This window comes from Leifsonia poae, assembly GCF_050632865.1.
Classification (GTDB): Bacteria; Actinomycetota; Actinomycetes; order Actinomycetales; family Microbacteriaceae; genus Leifsonia; species Leifsonia poae_B.
In genome coordinates this window covers 946,403-961,686 of sequence record NZ_JBODSA010000001.1, presented here as the reverse complement: position 1 = coordinate 961,686, position 15,284 = coordinate 946,403, and the positions used below count along the sequence as shown (strand labels likewise).

At 71.3% G+C, this 15,284-nt stretch carries 11 protein-coding genes and 2 pseudogenes; 3 read left to right on the top strand and 10 right to left on the bottom strand.

Annotated features, from left to right (window positions below; translation table 11 throughout):
• The 10 genes and pseudogenes from gatB to ACRAWB_RS04735 all read right to left on the bottom strand — a co-directional run bounded on the left by gatB (nt 1) and on the right by ACRAWB_RS04735 (nt 12,131).
• Nucleotides 1–1,515, bottom strand: coding sequence for an Asp-tRNA(Asn)/Glu-tRNA(Gln) amidotransferase subunit GatB (gatB, locus tag ACRAWB_RS04780; RefSeq protein WP_431352283.1), 1,515 nt, complete (start codon nt 1,513–1,515; stop codon nt 1–3).
• On the bottom strand, nt 1,515–3,062 hold the full coding sequence (gene gatA / locus ACRAWB_RS04775; protein WP_431352282.1) for an Asp-tRNA(Asn)/Glu-tRNA(Gln) amidotransferase subunit GatA: 1,548 nt from the start codon (nt 3,060–3,062) through the stop codon (nt 1,515–1,517). The genes gatB and gatA overlap by 1 nt, the downstream gene beginning before the upstream one ends.
• 3 nt (nt 3,063–3,065) lie before the next feature.
• The gene (gene gatC / locus ACRAWB_RS04770) at nt 3,066–3,377 is read right to left on the bottom strand and encodes an Asp-tRNA(Asn)/Glu-tRNA(Gln) amidotransferase subunit GatC (RefSeq protein WP_100059395.1); all 312 of its coding nucleotides are present in this window, start codon (nt 3,375–3,377) and stop codon (nt 3,066–3,068) included.
• Between the two features lie 68 nt (nt 3,378–3,445).
• Nucleotides 3,446–5,236 carry an alkaline phosphatase family protein gene (locus ACRAWB_RS04765; RefSeq protein WP_431352281.1) on the bottom strand — a complete coding sequence of 597 codons (1,791 nt, stop codon included), beginning with the start codon at nt 5,234–5,236 and terminating at the stop codon, nt 3,446–3,448.
• A gap of 49 nt (nt 5,237–5,285) precedes the next feature.
• A complete protein-coding gene (locus ACRAWB_RS04760) occupies nt 5,286–6,578 on the bottom strand; it encodes an alpha/beta hydrolase (RefSeq protein WP_431352280.1) in 1,293 nt (430 codons plus the stop codon).
• A gap of 230 nt (nt 6,579–6,808) precedes the next feature.
• Nucleotides 6,809–9,067: an NAD-dependent DNA ligase LigA gene (gene ligA, locus ACRAWB_RS04755; RefSeq protein WP_431352279.1), complete on the bottom strand. Its 2,259-nt coding sequence runs from the start codon at nt 9,065–9,067 to the stop codon at nt 6,809–6,811.
• Between the two features lie 9 nt (nt 9,068–9,076).
• Complete coding sequence (locus ACRAWB_RS04750; protein ID WP_431352278.1) at nt 9,077–9,475, bottom strand: YrhK family protein; 399 nt, start codon at nt 9,473–9,475, stop codon at nt 9,077–9,079.
• Nucleotides 9,472–9,753 (bottom strand): hypothetical protein, encoded by a 282-nt coding sequence (locus ACRAWB_RS04745; RefSeq protein ID WP_431352277.1) that lies wholly within the window; start codon nt 9,751–9,753, stop codon nt 9,472–9,474. The genes ACRAWB_RS04750 and ACRAWB_RS04745 overlap by 4 nt, the downstream gene beginning before the upstream one ends.
• Nucleotides 9,754–9,818: 65 nt before the next feature.
• Nucleotides 9,819–10,918 (bottom strand): annotated as a pseudogene (mnmA, locus tag ACRAWB_RS04740) (tRNA 2-thiouridine(34) synthase MnmA).
• A gap of 34 nt (nt 10,919–10,952) precedes the next feature.
• Nucleotides 10,953–12,131, bottom strand: coding sequence for a cysteine desulfurase family protein (locus tag ACRAWB_RS04735; RefSeq protein WP_431352276.1), 1,179 nt, complete (start codon nt 12,129–12,131; stop codon nt 10,953–10,955).
• Between the two features lie 46 nt (nt 12,132–12,177).
• Between ACRAWB_RS04735 and glgX the strand changes: the two are divergent.
• From glgX to ACRAWB_RS04720, 3 genes and pseudogenes are all read left to right on the top strand, one after another.
• Nucleotides 12,178–14,264, top strand: a pseudogene (glgX, locus tag ACRAWB_RS04730) (glycogen debranching protein GlgX).
• Nucleotides 14,264–14,752 carry a Cys-tRNA(Pro) deacylase gene (gene ybaK / locus ACRAWB_RS04725; protein WP_431352275.1) on the top strand — a complete coding sequence of 163 codons (489 nt, stop codon included), beginning with the start codon at nt 14,264–14,266 and terminating at the stop codon, nt 14,750–14,752. The pseudogene glgX and the gene ybaK overlap by 1 nt, the downstream one beginning before the upstream one ends.
• Nucleotides 14,749–15,237 carry an N-acetyltransferase family protein gene (locus ACRAWB_RS04720; RefSeq protein WP_431352274.1) on the top strand — a complete coding sequence of 163 codons (489 nt, stop codon included), beginning with the start codon at nt 14,749–14,751 and terminating at the stop codon, nt 15,235–15,237. Before ybaK ends, ACRAWB_RS04720 begins: the two co-directional genes overlap by 4 nt.
• The last annotated feature ends 47 nt before the right edge of the window (nt 15,238–15,284 follow it).

The following is a 15,284-nucleotide window of genomic DNA, read 5'->3' as shown; positions in this document are numbered from 1 at the left end:
CTATTCGGCGCTGCCCGCCCGCTCCAGCACCAGCTCGCGCACGCGGGCCGCGTCGGCCTGGCCGCGCATCGCCTTCATCACCGCGCCGATGACCGCGCCGGCGGCCTGCACCTTGCCGTCGCGGATCTTCGCGAGCACGTCCGGCTGGGCGGCCAGCGCCTCGTCGATCGCGGCGATCAGCGCGCCGTCGTCGGACACGACCGCGAGTCCGCGGGCCTCGACGACCTCCTGCGGGCGGCCCTCGCCGGCGATGACGCCCTCGAGCACCTGGCGCGCCAGGCGGTCGGTGAGGGTGCCTGCGTCGACCAGTGCGGCGAGCTCGGCGACGTGCTGCGGGCTGACCAGCGTGCCGGCCGGCACGTTCTGCGCGTTCGCGAGGCGGGCGATCTCGCCCGTCCACCACTTGCGCGCGGCGGCGGGCGACGCGCCGGCGGCGACCGTGGCCTCGACCTCGTCGAGCAGGTCGGCGTTGGCGATGTCCTGGAACTCGAGCGCCGTGAAGCCCCAGTCGGCGGCGAGGCGCTTGCGGCGGGCGGCCGGCTGCTCCGGCAGCGTGCCGCGCAGTTCCTCCACCCACTCGCGGCTCGGGGCGACCGGCACGAGGTCGGGCTCCGGGAAGTAGCGGTAGTCGTCCGCGTCCGACTTCGGACGGCCGGCGCTCGTCGTCCCCGTGTCTTCATGCCAGTGGCGGGTCTCCTGCACGATGGTGCCGCCCGCCTCCAAAATGGCCGCCTGACGCTGGATCTCGTACCGCACCGCACGCTCGATCGAGCGCAGCGAGTTGACGTTCTTGGTCTCGGTGCGCGTGCCGAGCTCCGAGGAGCCACGGCGGCGGAGCGAGACGTTCGCGTCGCAGCGGACGTTGCCCTCCTCCATGCGCGCGTTGGAGACGCCGAGCGCCTTCACGATGTCGCGGATGGCGCGCACGTAGGTGCGGCCGACCTCGGGCGCGTCCGCTTCGGCGCCCTCGATGATCTTGGTGACGATCTCGACCAGCGGGACACCGCCGCGGTTGAAGTCGACGAGCGAGTAGTCCGCGCCCTGGATGCGGCCGGTGGCGCCGCCGACGTGCGTCAGCTTGCCGGCGTCCTCCTCCATGTGCGCGCGCTCGATCTCGATGGTGAGCTCGCGGCCGTTCTCCAGCTCGATGGTGATCGAGCCGTCATGGGCGATCGGCTCGTCGTACTGCGAGGTCTGGAAGTCCTTCGCGAGGTCCGGGTAGAAGTAGTTCTTGCGCGCGAAGCGGCTCGACTCGGCGATGTCGCAGCCGAGGGCGAGGCCCAGGCGGATGCTCGACTCGATCGCCTTCTCGTTGACCTGCGGCAGACCGCCGGGGAGGCCCAGGCAGGTCGGGCAGGTGTTCGTGTTTGCGCCGGAGCCGAACTCGTTGGCGCAGCCGCAGAACATCTTGGTCTTGGTGTTCAGCTCGACGTGAACCTCGAAGCCGAGCACGGGCTCGAACAGTTCGAGGGCCTTGTCGTAATCCATCAACTCGGCCTTGGTGGCGGTGGCCATCAGACGGCTCCCTCTTCACTCGCGAACATCTCGGTGGCGCTCAGATCCGGCGCCTGGCTCAGCAGCGATCCGCCCCACTGCTCCTCCAGCAGGCGCTCGAGCGCCGCACCGAAGGTGTAGAGGCGGGCGTCCGCGCGGGCGGGCGCCATCAGCTGCATCCCGACGGGCAGGCCGTCCTCGGGCGCGAGCCCGATCGGCAGCCCCATACCGGGGATCCCGGCGAGATTCGCCGGGATGGTGGTGATGTCGTTCAGGTACATCGCCATCGGGTCGTCGATCTTCTCGCCCAGCTTGAAGGCGGTGGTCGGCGCGCTCGGGCTGACCAGCACGTCCACCCGCTCGAACGCGGACTGGAAGTCGCGCTGGATGAGCGTGCGCACCTTCTGCGCGCTGCCGTAGTAGGCGTCGTAGTAGCCGGCGCTCAGCGCGTAGGTGCCGAGGATGATGCGGCGCTTGACCTCGGGGCCGAACCCGGCGTCGCGGGTGGCGGCCATCACGCGCTCGACCGTCACGGGGCCCTCGGCGGGGTCGACGCGGAGGCCGAACCGCACGGAGTCGAAACGCGCCAGGTTGCTGGACGCCTCGGCCGGGAGGATCAGGTAGTACGCGGCGACCGCGTACTCGAAGCTCGGAGCGCTGACCTCGACGATCTCGGCTCCGGCCGACTCGAGCAGGGCCAGGGACTCGTCGAACCGCTGCTTCACGCCCGTCTGGAAGCCGTCGCCCGCGATCTCGCGGATGACGCCGACGCGGACGCCCTTGAGCGCGCCCTCGCGCTGCCCGGCGCGCGCGGCGTCCGCCATCGACGGCCACGTGTCGGTCAGCGACGTGGAGTCGAACGGGTCGTGCCCGGCGATGACGTCGTGCAGGAGCCCCGCGTCGAGGACGCTGCGGGACACCGGACCGACCTGGTCGAGCGAGCTGGCGAGCGCGATCGCGCCATAGCGGCTGACGCCGCCGTACGTGGGCTTGACGCCGACCGAGCCGGTCACCGCGGCGGGCTGGCGGATCGAGCCGCCGGTGTCGGAGCCGAGGGCGAGCGGTACCTCGAAGGCGGACACGGCCGCGGCCGAGCCTCCGCCCGATCCACCCGGGATGCGCTCCAGGTCCCACGGGTTGCGGGTCGGCCCGTACGCCGAGTGCTCGGTGGACGAGCCCATGGCGAATTCGTCCATGTTCGTCTTGCCGAGCGGCACCAGGTCGGCCTCGCGCAGCTTGCGGACGACGGTGGCGTCGTACGGCGGGAGCCAGCCCTCGAGGATCTTCGATCCGGAGGTGGAGGGCATGTCCTCGGTGGCGAGGACGTCCTTGATCGCGATCGGGACGCCGGCGAGCGGGCCGAGCGGGTCGCCCGCGGCGCGGCGGCCGTCGATCTCGGCGGCGGTGCGGAGCGCCTTCTCGCCGGCGACGTGGAGGAACGCGTGCACGTCGGCGTCGACCGCCTCGATGCGGTCGAGGTGGGCGCGCACGGCCTCCTCGGAGGACACCTCGCGCGAGGCCAGCTTGTCGGCGAGCGCGGAGGCGCTGATCCGGGTCAGGTCGGTCATGGCTTACTCCTCGTCCAGGATGGTGGCGACCTTGAAGCGGTCGCCCTCACGGTCGGGGGCGCCGGAGAGCGCCTGCTCGACGGTCAGCGACGGCCGCACCTCGTCGGCGCGGAACACGTTCGTGAGCGGCATCGGGTGGCTGGTGGCGGGGACGTCGGGGCCGGCCACCTCCTGGACCTTGGCGACGGACTCGACGATCTGGCCGAGCTCCTTCGTCAGGCTCTCGAGCTCTTCCGGGCTGAGGTCGATCCGGGCGAGGTTCGCCAGGTGCGCGACCTGTTCGGCGGTGATGTCGCCTGCGCTGGTTTCAGACAAGGTGCGTCTCCGTGGGATAGGCATGATGAACGGGCGTGGTCGCGAGTGCGAAAGGCCCACTGACGATTCTAGGACGAGCCGAACAGCCCGCGCCCCAGTCCGTTGACCGCTTGGTACGCCTCCTTGTAGGTGACGGGTACCTTCGCACCGGGCGGCCCGTAACGGGCCATGAGCAGCCCGACCAGCCCGACGCCGGGCGGGCTCAGGGGACGGTCCTCGTCCTGCGGCGCCGGCGCGTCCGCCTCGGGGTTCGCCGGCAGGTACTGCGGGTGCGTGTCCGGCCACGTTCCGGGCTGCCGCGGTGCGCTTCGGTTGATCGCGTTCTCGATCGTCCGCGCGCCGCGATCGCGCTCGGTGAGATGCTTCAGCCGGTACTTCTTCGCCAGCGTCGCCACGACCGCCGAGTGGTGCATCTCCTCGTGGATGATCGTGTTGCGCTCCGTGTACGCGGAGATCGCGATCGCGGGGACGCGCACGCCGAGCCGGTCGAAGCCGAACCCGTTCTCCCCTGGGCCGCTGTCGTCCGGCGGCGTCGCCGCACCCGGCGCGACGTGGTCGTACGTGCCGCCGTGCTCGTCGAAGGTCACCAGCAGCATCGTGTTGAGCGCGTTGGAGCCCTTCGCGCTGCGGGACTCGCGGATCGCCGAGTACACGCGGTGCAGCAGCAGGTCGCCCGCCCGGACGTCCGAGATCGCGCCGCCGACGACCACCTCACCCGAGATCTCCTCCGCGGTCATCGGGCCGCCCGGCGGGTGCATGTCGTTGTGGTCGTACAGCAGACGTGGCTCCACGAACGCGTAGTCCGGGAGGGTGCCCTCGGCGACGTCGACGTAGAACTGCGACATCGTCCGGAAGTGCGTCTTCCAGTAGGGCTCGAGCACCGGCGCGTGGATGAAGCCGGTCAGCGAGAAGAGCTGGCGGTCGTCGTAGTAGACGCGCCAGCTGCGCCCCGCCTCCTCGAGCCGGTTGAAGATCGTGGGCGCGTCGTTCTTCGGGTCGAACCACTTGCGAAGCCCCTCGGCGCCCCCGTTGTCGACGTACCCGTGCGAGGTGGACGCGTGGAAGAACGAGCGGTTGCAGAAGGTCTGGGACGGCACGGCGCAGTGCCAGTCGTCGTACACCGCGAACTGCCGTGCCAGCGTCGAGAACACCGGCAGCATGTCCGGCGTGAAGCCGCCCATGATGCGGCGGTAGTCGTCCACCACCGGCTCCCGCCCGGTGTCCTTGCGGAGGACGCCGATGTAGTCGCGCACGAACCCGCGCATGGTGGGCTTCGCGCCCGGCTTCGGCGCGTTGTACGGCGGGAGCATCTGCGGCAGCCGAGCGTCGGCGTTCGACGGCGGATCGACCACCTCGTAGAGCTGCGTGTTGACGTGCGGGTAGACCTCGCCCGGGTCGGGCGACGGCTGGCGCATGACGAAGTCGGTCGTGCCCTGGTAGGCGTGCGCCGGGATGTCCGGGCCGCCGGCGGGGTCGGGGTTGCTGTAATCGCCGAACGCCAGGCCCTCGAACCGCTTGCCCTTCGGCAGCGTCTCCTCGTCGTAGAGGTGCCCGAGGAGGTTGTCGAACGAGCGGTTCTCGTACATGAGCACGACGAGGTGGTCGAATCCCGGTCCATCACCGCGCGGCGGGAGCGGCGGGTACTGCTCACCGGATTCGTCGGCCGTGGGCGACGTCGCTCCTGCTGCGCCGCCGATCGCCGCGCCGGCCGCTCCCCCGGCCGCGCCTCCGGCGACCGCACCCGCGGCGACAAGACCGGCGCCCTTGAGGAACGCCCGGCGGCTCGCGCCGCGCTGCTCCTCGGCCCGGTCGGGCTCGGCCCGGTCGGGCTCGGCGGGATCGTCCTCGTGGGGTCGCATCCCATCCATTATGGGTGCCGCCGCCGACATCGCCGCGGGACGGGCCGGATCAGCGCGAGGCCGCCTGGGTGGTGCGATCGGACCCGCTGCCGCCCGAGCCGCTGCCGCCCGCGATGACGAGGTCGCCGCGGTCGATGCCGATCACCGCGAGGTTGCGCATGCACTCGGTGCCGGCGGTGAAGTACTCATTGTGGCCGGAGGACCCGGCCAGCTTCTCGTGCGTGAGCGGGTCGGTCGCGCCGCCGACGCCCATCGGCTTCGCGCCGTAGCCGGGCGATCCCGGGTCGCTGCCGAAGAACGCGCTGTTGACGATAGGGTCCATCGGCGCCTCGCCGACGAAGACGTCGCCGCCGGTCACGGAGAGTCCGGCGACGGACTGGGCGGGACTGCCGGGCGAGCCCATCAGCGCCAGCGAGTCCACCGTGACCGTGTGCCGTTCCAGCGCCATCAGCGCCGCGGTCGATCCGTACGAGTGGGCGAACAGGCTGAGGTGCGGCTGGTTCGCGCTCCGGAGGGCCCGGATGCCGACGAGCGTGCGCTCCAGGCTGTCCGCGCCCTGCGTGGCGAGGGTCGTGCCGCCGATGTTCGTGAGGACCGGCGTCTGGTAGCCGATCCAGGCGACAACGGCCACACCCGGCGCGCCGCCGTTGCCGCGCGGGCCGAGCATCCGCTGGAGGAAGCCGGTCTGGAGTTCGTACTGCTCCTGCGCGACCTGCGCCCACGACTCGATCTGCTCGCCGACGGACATGTACATGCCGGGTACGAGGACGCTTACGTACGCCGCTGTGCTCAGGTCGCCGACCACGATGGAGGCCTTGGCGTCGGCGGAGGGGTCGAGGCTGACCAGGGTGCGCTTGACGCCGTCCTTCTTGGCCAGGGCCTTCTTCACGTTGTCGAGGGTTTCGAGCTGGCGCTGCAGGGCCACACGCTGCGTCCGGCCGTGCTCGGTCTTCAGCGTGCGGGTCACGCTGCTGATGGTCTGCTTCAGGTCGAGCGCGTTCGCCGTGCCGCGGACCGCGTAGGGCACGCCCTCGAGGTTGCCGACCACGTGCGGCGCGGCCTCCACCAGAAGCTTCTGCTTCGCGGGGTCGATGAGCGGCCAGACGCGCTCCACGTCGGCGGGGGCCGGAGACTGCCGCAACAGCGACTCCAGCTTGGCCCGGTTGGCGTCGAGGAAGCCGGGGAGCGCCGACGCGTCGATGCCCGACACGGCGCCGAGCACCGACATGGCGGCGCCCCCTCCGTTCGGCGCGGACGGGACGTCGGAGACCGGTCCGGAGATGGACGCGGGAGCAGCCGCGTAGGCACTGATGGACGTTGTGGGAGCGTTCTCCGCGGGCATGACAAAGGCCCCGGTCAGTCCGGAGACGACCGAGGTCACGGTGAAGACAGCTGCAAAGCCGACCAGCACTCCGTCCGGGTCCCTCCGAGAGCGAGCGAGCTAAGCCCTTGCAGTGCGCGGGGAGCGCACACCTCGACTCTACCCATGAATGGGTGGCGGACGGCAGGCCGTTCTACCCCCGATTCGGGGGAGAACTCGAATACTGTCCACCGGATGACGGACCGGATTCGTCACTCTTCGAGCGCCTGCGGACCCTCCTCGACCAACCGCTTGAACTGCGCCGCGTCGATCACCCGCACGCCCAGTTCCTCCGCTTTGGCGAGTTTCGATCCGGCGCCCGGCCCAGCGGCCACGAAGTCGGTCTTCTTGGACACGCTGGATGCGGCCTTCCCGCCCGCGGCGATGATCGCCTCCTGCGCTCCCTCGCGGGTGTAGCCCTCCAGCGACCCGGTCGCGACCACGGTCAGGCCGGCGAGCACTCCCCCGGCCTCGTCCGCGGCGCCGGGGCCGGCGTGGCCGGGGGTGGTGAACTGGACGCCGTCGGCCGCCCAGCGCTCGACGATCTCGCGGTGCCAGTCGACCTCGAACCAGGCGAGCACCGCGTCAGCGATGATGCCGCCCACGCCGTCCACTGCCGCGAGCTCGTCACGGGACGCCGTGCGGATGGCGTCGAGCGACCCGAAGTGATTCGCGAGCGCCCGCGCAGCCACCGGCCCCACATGACGGATGTTGAGGGCGACCAGGATGCGCCACAACGGCTTCTCCCGTGCGGCCTGGAGGTTGTTCAGCAGCTCCACCGCGCTCTTCGACGGAACGTACAGCTCGTTGCCGTCGAACTCGGGGGCCTCCGGGTCGTACGCGCCGTCCTTCTTCTGCCGCCGGCGGCGGAACGGGGTGTCTACCTTCTCCTCCCCCGAATCCGTCAGCTTGGGCAGGCCGGTCTCCGAATCGCGCACGACGACCTCGATCGGGAACAGGTCCGCGAGCGTCAGCCCGAACAGGCCGGCCTCGGTCGGGAGCGGCGGCGTCTCCGGGAACCGCGGCTGAGTGAGGGCGGCGGCCGCGACCTCCCCCAGCGCCTCGATGTCGAGCGCGCCGCGGGACCCGATGTGCTCCACCCTCCCGCGCACCTGCGCCGGGCAGAACTCGGCGTTCGGGCAGCGGAGGTCGATGTCCCCCTCCTTCGCCGGCGCCAGCCGCGTTCCGCACTCCGGGCAGTTCTCTGGCATCACGAACTCGCGCTCGGTGCCATCGCGCAGCTCGACCACCGGGCCGAGCACTTCGGGGATGACGTCTCCCGCCTTGCGCAGCACCACGGTGTCGCCGATCAGCACGCCCTTGGCCTTGACGACCTCCTGGTTGTGCAGCGTCGCCTGCCGCACCTCGGAACCGGCGACCCGCACCTTCTCCATCACCGCGAATGGCGTGGCCCGGCCCGTGCGTCCGACGCTCACGACGATGTCGAGGAGCTTGGTGTTGACCTGCTCCGGCGGGTACTTGTAGGCGATGGCCCAGCGCGGAGCGCGGCTGGTCGCGCCGAGCTCGTCGTGCAGCGCGAGCTCGTCGACCTTGATGACGATGCCGTCGATCTCGTGCTCGACCGCGCCGCGGTGGGCGCCGTAGTACTCGATGAACTCGTCGACCTTGGCGACGCTGTCGACCACGCGGTAATGCGTCGAGGTGGGCAGACCCCATCCCTGCAGGAGCTCGTAGACCTTCGACTGCGCGTCGACGGGCGGATTCTGCCAGGCGCCGATGCCGTGCACCAGCATGTGGAGGCGGCGCAGGCGATTGTGCATGAGCTCGAGCTGGGCGGCGTTCTTGCCCTCCGCCTTCTGACGGAGCGATCCACTCGCGGCGTTGCGGGCATTGGCGAACACGCGCTCGCCGGCCTCCTGCTGGTGCGCGTTCAGCTCCTCGAACTCGGCGACCGGGAAGAAGACCTCGCCGCGCACCTCGACGAGCGCGGGCGGCTCGTCGGTGGCGAGCCGGGTCGGGATGGCCGGGATCCAGCGGATGTTCTCGGTGACGTCCTCGCCGACGACGCCGTCGCCACGCGTGGCGGCCGAGACGAGAACGCCGCGCTCGAAGCGGAGGTTGATCGCGAGCCCGTCGATCTTCAGCTCGCAGAGGTAGTCGACCTTCCGGCCGGCGTCGCGCTCGACCTTGGCGGCCCACGCTTCGAACTCCTCGATCGAGAAGACGTTGTCGAGGCTCAGCATCCGCTCGGCATGCTCCACCGGGGCGAAGAGCGTGGTCTGCGCGCGTCCACCGACCGTCTGCGTCGGGCTGTCCTGCGACTGGAGCTCGGGATACAGCCGCTCGAGCTCTTCGAGCCGCCGCATCATCCGGTCGTACTCCTCGTCGCTGACGAGCACCGTGTCGCGCTCGTAGTACGCGTCGCGCAGCTCCAGGATGCGCGTCGTCAGCTGCTGCGCCTCTGCCCGCGCTTGCGCGAGCTGGTCGTCGGTCGTCGTCTCGATCGCCACAGGTCCAGCTTAATCGGCACCTCCGACGCCGGACCGGGCGGCCGCGCCCCGCCGCCGCGGCCGCATAGGGATCGACCGCCGGCTCAGCACCGCCGCGGCGAGGAAGCACGCGGCGCCCAGCAGCGTCCCGAGATTGGCCCAAAGCAGGCTCACCGGGTCGCCGGTCTCCGGGATCGTGTAAGCGCCGATCGCTGACAGCCCGAAGAGGATCGAGCCGAGGAGGTTGAGCCAGGTGCCGTGCCAGGTGCGCGCCTGCGGATCCCACAGCCGGTCGCGGTCGACGGTGGCCACCACGGCGAGGGCGCTTGCGACGAGGAAGCAGATCGACCCGAACGCGTCCGGACGCCAGCCGTCGCCGACGCGGGTCTGCGCGTTCAGCGCGACGATCAGCGCCTCCGTCGTGCTCACGTTGAAGAACAGCGTTCCGACGAACTGGACGGCGGCGGCCCACCAGTCGTACCAGTCCGCCCGCGTCGAGCCGCGGCGCGGGGCTTCCGACCGCTGAGCGCCAGCTGGATGAAGGCGGCGGCCGTGAAGAACAGCGCGCCGACGAAGAAAGTCGTGTTCGTCCACACCCCGCCGACGGCGCGCTGGTACGACGGGACCGCGCCGACGAGGAACAGCAGCGAGCCGATCGCGAAGCCCCACGCCTCGCGTCTCAGCCGAATCGCCCGCGCCGCTGTCATGGCCGGAGCCTAAGCGGTCCGGCGCGCTCCTGGCACCGGGGGGATCGGCGGCGTCGGCCCGATGCTCAGACCGGGACGGCAGACACGGTGCGGTCGATGGTCGTCTGACCGAGAACGCGCGTGCCGACGTACACGACGGCGGTCTGCCCGGGCGCCACGCCGTTGAGCGGGACGTCCGGGCGGATGACGAGCTCCCCGTCCACCACGGACGCCACCGCAGGCACCGGGTCGGCGTGGGCGCGGATCTGGACCTCGCACGCGAACGGCGTCGCAGGATCCGCGGGCGGCATCCCGGCCCACGTGTAGCGGGAGCCGGCGATCTCGGCGATGTCCAGCGCCTCGCGCGGGCCGACGACGACCTCGTTCTCCTTCGGCCGCACCTCCAGCACGAAACGCGGGCGGCCGTCCGGCGACGGGTAGCCGACGTTGAGACCCTTGCGCTGGCCGACGGTGTAGGCGTGGGCGCCCTCATGGGAGCCGAGACGGTTGCCCTCGCGGTCGACGATGTCGCCGGTCGCGGTGCCGACGCGCTCGGCGAGCCAGCCGCGGGTGTCGCCGTCGGGGATGAAGCAGATGTCGTGCGAGTCGGGCTTGTTCGCGACGCTGAGGCCGCGCGCCGCGGCCTCGGCCCGCACCTCGGCCTTGGACGGCGTGGCGCCGAGCGGGAACATCGCGTGCGCCAGCTGCTCGGCGGTCAGCACGCCGAGCACATACGACTGGTCCTTTGCCCACGCGCTCGCGCGGTGCAGCTCGCGGTTGCCGTCCTCATCCGTCACGATTGCCGCATAGTGGCCGGTGCAGACTGCGTCGAAGCCGAGGTCGAGCGCCTTCTCGAGCAGGGCGGCGAACTTAATGCGCTCGTTGCAGCGCATGCACGGGTTGGGCGTGCGCCCGGCGGAGTACTCGGCGATGAAGTCGTCGACGACGTCGAGCTTGAAGCGCTCGGAGAAGTCCCACACGTAGTACGGGATACCGATGATGTTCGCCGCGCGCTGCGCATCCATCGAGTCCTCGATCGTGCAGCAGCCGCGGCTGCCGGTGCGCAGCGTGCCGGGCATGCGCGACAGCGCGAGGTGCACGCCGACCACGTCGTGCCCCGCCTCGACGGCGCGCGCCGCCGCCACCGCGGAGTCCACTCCCCGCTCATCGCCGCCAGAACCTTCACCCGCCGATTCTACCCGGCGTTCGGAGTGGCATTCTCAGCGGGCGAGGCGCGACGGGCGCTCGGCGAGACCGGCGCGCGCCGCCTGCGCGTAGGCGGCGGGGAGCGCCGCGAGCAGCGCGTCCACATCCGCCTCCGTGGACGTGCGGCCCAGGGTGAACCGCAGCGCGCTCCGCGCCTCCTCCTCACTCCGGCCCATCGCCGGGAGCACGTGGGACGGCTCGGGGATTCCCGCGGTGCACGCTGAACCCGTGGAGACCGACACGCCGGCCATGTCGAGCAGGAAGAGCAGCGAGTCGCCCTGCGCTCCTGGGAAGGTGAAGTGCGCGTTGGACGCCACGCGGTCCGGTCCCGGCTCCGGACCGCTCAGCACGGCCTCGGGCACGACATCCCGCATCCCGCGGATCAGCCGGTCGCGCAGCGCGGCAAGCCGGGCGGTCTCCGCCTCCCGCTCCGCCTCTGCCGCACGAGCCGCGACGGCGAACGACACCGCGGCCGCCACATCCTGCGTCCCGCTGCGCACCTGCCGCTGCTGGCCGCCGCCGTGGATGAGCGGCACGACGGTGGACGCGCGGCTCAGCACGAGCGCGCCGATCCCCACCGGGCCGCCGATCTTGTGCGCCGAGACGCTGAGCGCATCCACCCCGAGCGTGGAGAAGTCGAGCGGCACATGCCCATACGCGGCAACGGCATCCACATGGACCGGCACCCCGGCCGCGTGGGCGACTGCGGCGAGCGCCGTCACGGACTGAACGGTCCCGACCTCGTTGTTGACCGCCAGGAAGGTCAGCAGCGCGACGTCGTCCCCGGCGATCGTGGGCGGCACGATGATGCGACCGGAGGCGTCGAGCGGCAGCCACTCGGCGCGCGCGCCCTCTGCGCGCTCCAGCCATTCCACCGTGTCCATGGTCGCGTGGTGCTCGCCGCCCGGCACGAGGATGCGTGGGCGGGTGGCTCCGCCGTTGCGCGCCCAGTACATCCCCTTGACGGCGAGGTTGATGGCCTCGGTGCCGCCGGAGGTGAATACGACCTCGATGGGGTCCGCGCCGAGGGTCGCGGCGACGGTCTCGCGCGCCTCCTCGAGCATCCGCCGGGCCTGCTGGCCCTGACTGTGGATGCTCGACGGGTTGCCGACGACGCCCATGGCCTCGGCGTAGGCGGCGATCGCCTCCGGGCGCATCGGCGTGGTGGCGGCATGGTCGAGATAGACCGGCACGGTGCCCTCCCCAGCGGTCCAGGCGTGTGTCACTACTCTAGATCGCATGACCTCGACCGATCCCCTGCGCAATCTGGGAGTCCGCGTCGGGCCGCACGGGGGCGAGCTGCGGGTGTTCTCCGCAGCGGCGGATGCGATGGAGTTGTGCATCTTCGACGAGCACGACCCGAACTGGATGACCAAGGCGGTGCCGATGACCCGGGACGCAGGCGGCGTCTGGCTGGGCCGTTCGCGCTCGCTGACGGTCGGCACCCGCTACGCCCTCCGCGTGTCCGGCCCCACGGCGCCCGCGAACTCCTTCGACCCGGAGGCGCTGCTCATCGACCCGTACGCCCGCGGCCTGGTGCGGGTCGCCGCCGACGGCTGGCGGTCGGTGGTCGTGTCGGACGGCTTCGACTGGGGCGAAGCGCGCAAGCCCGCCACCCCGCTGGACCACACGGTGATCTACGAGGCGCACGTGCGCGGGATCAGCAGGCTGAATCCGGAGGTCCCGGAGGAGCTGCGCGGCAGCTACGCAGGTCTGGCGCACGAGTCGACCATCCGCTACCTCAAGGATCTGGGGGTGACGGCCGTCGAGCTGCTGCCGGTGCACGCGTTCGTGTCGGAGCAGCGGCTCATCCGCGAAGGGCTCACCAACTACTGGGGCTACAACACCCTCAACTTCTTCACCCCGCACGCCCCGTACGCCTCGCGTGACGCTCAGGCGGCGGGTCCGGAGGCGGTGCTCGCCGAGTTCAAGGGCATGGTGAAGCTCCTGCACCTGGCCGGCATCGAGGTGATCCTCGACGTGGTCTACAACCACACCGCCGAGGAGGGGCACGACGGCCCGCGCACCAGTTTCCGCGGAATCGACAACGCCACCTACTACCGGCACGACGACACCGGCGCGTACATCGACGTCACGGGATGCGGCAACACGGTCGACTTCGGCAACCCCGTCCCGCAGCGGCTCGTGCTCGACTCGCTGCGCTACTGGGCGAACGAGATGCAGATCGACGGCTTCCGCTTCGATCTCGCTGCCACCCTTGGGCGCGGGACCGACGCGTCCTTCCACCGCGACCATCCCCTGCTCCTTGCCGCCCAGTCCGACCCGGCGCTCGCGGGTGTGAAGCTGATCGCGGAGCCGTGGGATGTGGGACTCGGCGGCTGGCAGACCGGCAACTTCCCCGGGCCGGCGGACGGGCACGACGGCTGGTCCGAGTGGAACGACCGCTACCGCGACCGCGTGCGCAATTTCTGGCTCGCCGACATCGCCGACGCCCGGCGCAACGGGCAGGCACCGGTTGGCATCGGCGGCTTCGCGACCCGGCTGGCGGGATCGTCGAACACGTTCTCGCCGGAGCGCGGGCCGCTCGCGTCCATCAACTTCGTGACGGCGCACGACGGCTTCACCATGGCCGACCTCACCGCCTACGACGTCAAGCACAACCTCGGCAACGGCGAGAACAACCGCGACGGGACGGACAACAACCGCTCGTTCAACCACGGTGTCGAGGGGCCCACGACGGACGAGTCGGTGCTCCTCGTGCGCGCCAAGGCCATCCGGAACCTGATGGGGACCCTGCTGCTCTCGGCGGGCGTCCCGATGATCACCGCGGGCGACGAGTACGGACGTTCCCAACGCGGCAACAACAACGCCTACTGCCAGGACAGCGAACTGACCTGGCTGAGCTGGCTGCGCACCCGCGAGCAGCGGGAGCTGTACGACACGACGAAACGCCTGCTGCAGCTGCGCCGGGACAACCCGGCCCTGCGGCCGGTCCGCTACGCCGTGTCCGGCCAGGAGACACCGAACGCCAGCCACATGGACTGGTATGACGCGACAGGGCAGCGGATGGACGACGAGGACTGGAACTCCCCGCCAACCGGACTCTGCAGTACGTGGCGGCGTCGACCCCGGTCACGGAGGAGTTCAACCGCATCCTGCTGATCGTCCACGGCGTCGAGGACGATGTGGAGGTGTCGCTGCCGGCGGCGCCCGGTGTCACGTCGTACCAGCTGCTGTGGGACTCCTCGACGGAGGTGCCGATCCCGGAGGATGCGACCGAGTACCCGCCCGGGACGACCCGGCTCGTCGGCGGCACCTCGATGCAGCTCTACCGGGCGAACGGTCCGCGGGTCGAGGAGGACTGATGGCGCGGGCGAAGGCGGCGGCGGGGACGCCGGCCACGGTCGCGCTGACGGCCGCGGGCATCCCGTTCGCGGCGCATCCGTACGAGCACGACCCCTCGGCGCCGTCGTTCGGGCTGGAGGCGGCGGAGGCGCTGGGCGTGGAGCCCGATCGTGTGTTCAAGACGCTGCTGGCCGACACCGACCTGGGGCTCGCGGTCGGCGTGGTGCCGGTGACCGGGATGCTCGACCTCAAGGCGCTCGCCGCCGCGGTCGGCGCGAAGCGGGCGACGATGGCGGACCCGGCGGTCGCGGAGCGCCGCACCGGGTACGTCGTGGGCGGCATCAGCCCGGTCGGGCAGAAGACCGCGCATCCGACGGTCGTGGACGAGACCGCGCAGCTGTTCGACACCGTGTTCGTGTCGGGCGGCAAGCGCGGCTTCGACATCGAGCTGGCGCCCGGAGACCTGCTGACGGCGACCGGCGGCTCCTACGCGGCGATCGCGAAATGACCGGCGAGATCATGGTCCGCCGGGCGACGGTCGCGGATGCGGCGGGCATCGCTCGCGTGCACGTCACGGGATGGCGGGAGGCGTACGCCGGACGGCTCGCCGCCGACTTCTTGGACGGGCTCGACGAGGCGCGCTTCGCCGCCAACTGGGAGCGCATCGTGGTCGACGGCGTGACCGACGCGTTCGTCGCCGAGCGCGACGGGGAGATCGTCGGCTGGGCGACGGCAGGACCCGGCCGCGACGACGACCCACCGCGTCCGCGCGAGCTGGAGGGCATCTACCTCGTCGCGTCCGCGTACGGCTCCGGAGCCGGCCAGCAGCTCCTCGACGCCGCGGTGGGCGACTCCCCCGCGTACCTCTGGGTCATGGAGGGCAACGCCCGCGCCGAGTCGTTCTACCGCCGCAACGGCTTCGCCCCCGACGGCGCGACCTCCACGCACACCCTCGGCGCCACGACCGTCCCCGTCCTGCGCTTCACCCGCTGACGGCCGCCGCCGACCGCCGAGTCCGCAAAGAGTGCACGCTCCCCCGA

Bases quoted from the DNA above. Each gene is read 5' to 3' on its own strand.
- gatB (WP_431352283.1), bottom strand. From the start codon at position 1,515: ATGGCCACCGCCACCAAGGCCGAGTTGATGGATTACGACAAGGCCCTC.
- gatA (WP_431352282.1), bottom strand. From the start codon at position 3,062: ATGACCGACCTGACCCGGATCAGCGCCTCCGCGCTCGCCGACAAGCTG.
- ACRAWB_RS04765 (WP_431352281.1), bottom strand. From the start codon at position 5,236: ATGCGACCCCACGAGGACGATCCCGCCGAGCCCGACCGGGCCGAGCCC.
- ACRAWB_RS04760 (WP_431352280.1), bottom strand. From the start codon at position 6,578: ATGCCCGCGGAGAACGCTCCCACAACGTCCATCAGTGCCTACGCGGCT.
- ACRAWB_RS04745 (WP_431352277.1), bottom strand. From the start codon at position 9,753: ATGACAGCGGCGCGGGCGATTCGGCTGAGACGCGAGGCGTGGGGCTTC.
- ybaK (WP_431352275.1), top strand. From the start codon at position 14,264: ATGGCGCGGGCGAAGGCGGCGGCGGGGACGCCGGCCACGGTCGCGCTG.
- ACRAWB_RS04720 (WP_431352274.1), top strand. From the start codon at position 14,749: ATGACCGGCGAGATCATGGTCCGCCGGGCGACGGTCGCGGATGCGGCG.